This is a genomic window from Bdellovibrionota bacterium, assembly GCA_035292885.1.
GTDB lineage: Bacteria > Bdellovibrionota_G > JALEGL01 > JALEGL01 > DATDPG01 > DATDPG01.
This window is the reverse complement of the sequence record DATDPG010000158.1, coordinates 1-4,519: the sequence shown is the minus strand read 5'-3', so window position 1 is coordinate 4,519 and position 4,519 is coordinate 1. Positions and strand designations below refer to the sequence as shown.

Annotated in this window: 3 protein-coding genes; 2 read left to right on the top strand and 1 reads right to left on the bottom strand. The window is 54.1% G+C overall.

Annotated features, from left to right (window positions below):
* Both VI895_11400 and VI895_11395 read left to right on the top strand, forming a co-directional pair.
* A partial coding sequence (locus VI895_11400) for a serine/threonine-protein kinase (GenBank protein ID HLG20405.1) occupies positions 1–1,733 on the top strand: 1,733 nt, incomplete at its 5' end.
* Between the two features lie 24 nt (positions 1,734–1,757).
* Positions 1,758–3,656, top strand: a complete 1,899-nt coding sequence (locus tag VI895_11395) for a tetratricopeptide repeat protein (GenBank protein ID HLG20404.1) — start codon at positions 1,758–1,760, stop codon at positions 3,654–3,656.
* A gap of 7 nt (positions 3,657–3,663) precedes the next feature.
* On the opposite strand, the gene lexA is transcribed toward VI895_11395, so the two are convergent.
* A complete protein-coding gene (lexA, locus tag VI895_11390) occupies positions 3,664–4,266 on the bottom strand; it encodes a transcriptional repressor LexA (protein HLG20403.1) in 603 nt (200 codons plus the stop codon).
* Between the last annotated feature and the right edge of the window lie 253 nt (positions 4,267–4,519).

The window sequence follows — 4,519 nt, the reverse complement described above, 5'->3', positions numbered from 1 at the left end:
AGAGCGATCCGATGGCCGGCAAACCGCTCAACGTCATTCACCGGGACATCTCTCCTCAGAACATCATGATCTCTTACAACGGAGAGGTGAAAATCGTCGACTTCGGAATTGCCAAGACGGAATTCAAACTGAACCGCACGCAGGCCGGGGTCCTGAAAGGAAAATTCGGATACATGTCCCCCGAGCAGGCGGCCGGCCTGGAAGTCGACTCGCGAACGGACGTCTTTTCCGCCGGCATCATTCTGTATGAGATGTTGACGGGCCGGCGGCTCTTTCTCGGAGAAACCGATTTCGACACGCTCGAAAAGATCAAGGAGTGCGTCGTCCCTCCCCCGTCGAAGTACAACCCGGCGATTCGTCCAGATCTTCAACAAGTCATGTTGAAGGCTCTCGCCAAGGAGCGGGAGGATCGTTATCCGACGGCCCAGGCATTTCAAGGGGCGCTGGCCCGAATCTTCTACACGCAGCACCCCGACTTCTCGAGCAGGGACCTATCCCAGTTTTTGAGAACGCTTTTTTCGGAAGATATCGAGCACGAACAGGAGGCTCTCCGAAGAGCCATCGATTCCTTGCCGGCGGAAGAGGTGGCCGCGGCCACGAGTGCGGCCGAGGGAGCCAATGATCGCTTGATCGACTCCGGTTCGGAGCGCCCCTCGTTCGGTTCCTCCGGCTCACGGCCCTCGCGCGCGCGACGGGTTCCCATCGGCGCGTTTTCTTTCGAACCGAAAAAGACTTCGCCTCGCTGGCTTTCGGCGGCGGCCAAAATTTCCGCTGCGATCGGAGGGATCTTGGTGGGGGTCCTGCTCGGATGGAAATGGCTTCATCAGACGCCGATCCCCGCGGTGGTCGCCACTCCGGCACCGGTCGCCAAGACTCCGGCGTTGACTACGATTCAGATCACAACGGATCCTCCCGGCGCCAAGATCACCATCAACGAAAAGCCGAAGGGGCAAACGCCGGCGTCGTTGGATTTAGCCGTGAAGACATGGATTGTCGTTCGATTTGAGAAGGACGGATTCAAGCCGTTGAGCGAACAAGTCTTCGTCACGGAAGATCAGAGCACCTACGGACCGTACAAGCTCCAGAGAGATGTTCCGGCGGTCGGCGCACTTCAAGTCACCAGCGATCCTTCGAACGCCGTCATCTCGTTCGACGGGGAAAAAACGTCTTTCCGCACGCCGGCCATTATTGAAAATGTGAGTCTGAATGTTGAGCACCGGATCAGTCTGGAGCTGAACGGTTTTCGAAAAGCCGTTAAAAAGTTCGTCCCGACCGAACCGGAAGACAAACTTCACTTCAAACTCGAACAGAACACGGTGGTTTTGAAGATCAACGCGCGGCCTTCGGACGCGCGCGTTTTGATCGACGGGAAAGAGCGGGGACAGGTGATCGAAGACCTGGAAACCGGAAAGACGTACGGCCTGCGCGTCGAAGCGCCGGGATATTACCCCATGAAAAGGGACATCACGCTGAGCCGCCCCCGCGAGGAAATGGACGTCGAACTCAAGAAAGTTCGGGAAACCGAAACCGGAACGCTCAGCTTAAACGCAAATCCGTGGGCCAATGTCATTATCGACGGCAAGACGGTGGGTGTCAGCCCTGTCCTCGATTACGAGCTCAGCGCGGGTCAACACACGATTATCTTCCGCCATCCCGACTTCAAGCCGGTCCAAAAGACGATCACGATCAAGAAAGGGAAAAATCCCGATCTCATCATCGACTTTCGATCATAGATGCGGCACGTTCCGTGCTAACCCATGACGCACTTTCCCGTTTTCATGAAGTGTAAGCTCCTAAAGCACGAGAGCTTCCTCGTTTGCATTTCTCTTTTCATTCTAGCGATTAGCGTTCATTCAGGTTCGCTTCGGAGCGATTTCGTCGATTGGGATGATCCAGCTTACGTAATGGAAAATAGCAGGATACAGAATTTAACGTGGAAAAATCTTGCAGCGCTTTTCAATCCTCTGGAACGCGTGAACAAACCTTTTGCCGAGTACCATCCCCTTCGTGATTTTTCCCTCGCTATCGACTTTGCTATTTGGAAATTCCGACCTTTCGGCTTTCATCTCACGAACGTTCTGTTCCACGGCCTAAACTGCTCACTGCTCTACTTATTTCTTTTCCACCTGTTTTCGAATCGGCCGGCAGCAGTTTTCGGCAGTCTGTTGTTCGCCGTGCATCCCGTGCACGTCGAGTCGGTCGCATGGATCGCATCTCGAAAAGACGTCCTCGCGATATTCTTTATACTACTCAGCGGGCTTTCTTATCTTACCGGTCATCGTCTCCGTAGTACCGCTTTGGCTCTGTTCTTATTTACGCTGGGCCTCCTTTGCAAGTCTCAGTCAGTAACTTTCCCCGTTCTGTTTGCTGTGCGCGCACTTTGGCTAAAGCGGGGGACCGAACGCAGACGCGAATTGATTCGGCTAATCCCTTTCTTCCTTGTCAGTGGAATATTTATCTCCCTATTTCTCTATCTTCAATTCACCGCAAAGTCGCTGTCCGCCCTTTACGGACAAGGCTTCGAACCTCATCCGGTTGCCATCTTGCAGTCGTTCGCACGATATGTCGGACTCGTCCTATTCCCATTTTCACTCTCGCCCTATTACGACATCACCGCTGAGATCAAGAAGATCGATCTCGCGTTCGCTGCCTCCTTGACGTGGTTCATCGTCTATATCGCAATAATCGCCCGACAATGGAAAACAAGAGGCCTCGTTGGACTGAGTCTCCTCTTGTTCGGCCTACAACTCCTCCCCGTGCTGAATCTGATCCCGCATCCGATATGGCTGGCCGACCGGTATCTCTATTTCGCGGCTCCCTTCTTTTACTGGCCGATCGCATTCGGGACCATACGCGTCGGATCCCGAGCGCCCCGACGGGCAGCCATCCTGTCAGCTATCGGGTTGGCAACACTCTCCCTGCTGACTTGGCAACAAACTCATATCTGGAAGAACAGCGAGACCCTCTGGCGAACCGTATGGTCTCGTTATCCGGATGCGTTTCCGGCCAACTTAAATTTGGCGGCGGTGCTCAGAGAAACGAATCGCCCGGCTGAAGCGAAAGTGTTTGCCGACAAGGCTTTAACCATTGAACCGGGCGACCCAAAGGCCCTGGGTAACGCGATTACCGTTCGCCTTCTGCTCCATGAATACGCAGATGCGGATCGTTTGCTTCGCGTCGCAAAGAATCGGAATCCGGACAGCCATGATTGGTACCTGCTGGCAGGAGACTCGTACTACTTTCAGGGAGACTATTCGTCGGCACTTCGAGAATATTCGGAGGCTGCGAGACTCGCTCCGAACGTAACGCTTATCTACCTGAACGCCGGAAAAGCATTGGTTGCGCTCAATCGTCTTAAGGATGCCGAAGATTTCTACGAAGAGTGCCTCCGTATAAACCCGATGGAATATCGATGTCGACACGCACTCGGCAATCTTTCTGCAAAACATCTTGGCGATTTCGAACGGGCTGAAAAGGAATTCGCTTCGGCCTTGAACATCAAACCGGATTACGGCCCCGCGCTCTATGATCTCGGTATCCTCTTCGTGAAACGCGGCGATCTCAAAATGGGCAGAAGCCATCTCGAGAGGGCTTTAGCGGCAGATCCGTACAACGCGGAAACGCAACGAGCTTTGAAAGCCGTGCGAAGGCCTTGAAGGCGTATCACTCGTAGTATCGTTGAATCGCTACAACTTTTCCCTGAATGATTGAACTCTCGGATTGAATCGGTATCGGCTTGAAGGCCGGGTTTTCCGGCAAGAGGAGCAATTTTGTTCCGCGTTTTTCAAAACGTTTAACCGTCGCCGATCCATCCACCAAAACCACAACGATGTCCCCGTTCTCAGCTTCATTTTGTTGTCGGGCGATCACGACATCTCCGTCATGAATGCCTGCCCCGATCATACTGTCCCCTTCCACGCGGAGAGCGAATAAGTTCCCTTTCTTGGTCAGCCTCGATGGAACCGGGATGGAGCCGAGCATGATTTCGGCCGCTTCGCGGGGATTCCCGGCCGCGATCGCTCCCAGCAAGGGAACACTGCTGGACGCCGCCCGATGCCGGCCGGCCAACCGAAGCCCCCGGGCTTTGCCGGAATCCCTTTCCAAATAGCCTTTTTGGATCAGCGCTCGAACATGGTCTTGAGCCGTGCCGACGGCATTGAACCGAAAGTGGTGACAGATTTCCCGCAGCGAGGGGGCCGTTCCTCCCTCCCCTACCTCCCTTTCTATATACTCAAGTACTTTCTTTTGTATGTCGGTTAAGTCCATATATCTAAATCAAAAATACTTTGTTTTTGGAGGCGTGTCGGAGCCGGCCGCCACGATGCATATAACGAAGCGGCCGGCGAGACCCGAGCGGTGCCTCGCCGCGTAATGGCGAGGCAACCGCGTCCGGAAAAAACAAAGTATTTTTGATTCCCTCTCTTGATACCATACATTTGTATGGTATACCCTACAACCTCCATGCAAGCAACTCTTTCCACCGGCCTCCCTCTTCTGGACCGCTTTTTGGACGGCGGCT

Coding starts and splice junctions, on each gene's coding strand:
- VI895_11395 (HLG20404.1), top strand. CDS start 1,758: ATGACGCACTTTCCCGTTTTCATGAAGTGTAAGCTCCTAAAGCACGAG.
- lexA (HLG20403.1), bottom strand. CDS start 4,266: ATGGACTTAACCGACATACAAAAGAAAGTACTTGAGTATATAGAAAGG.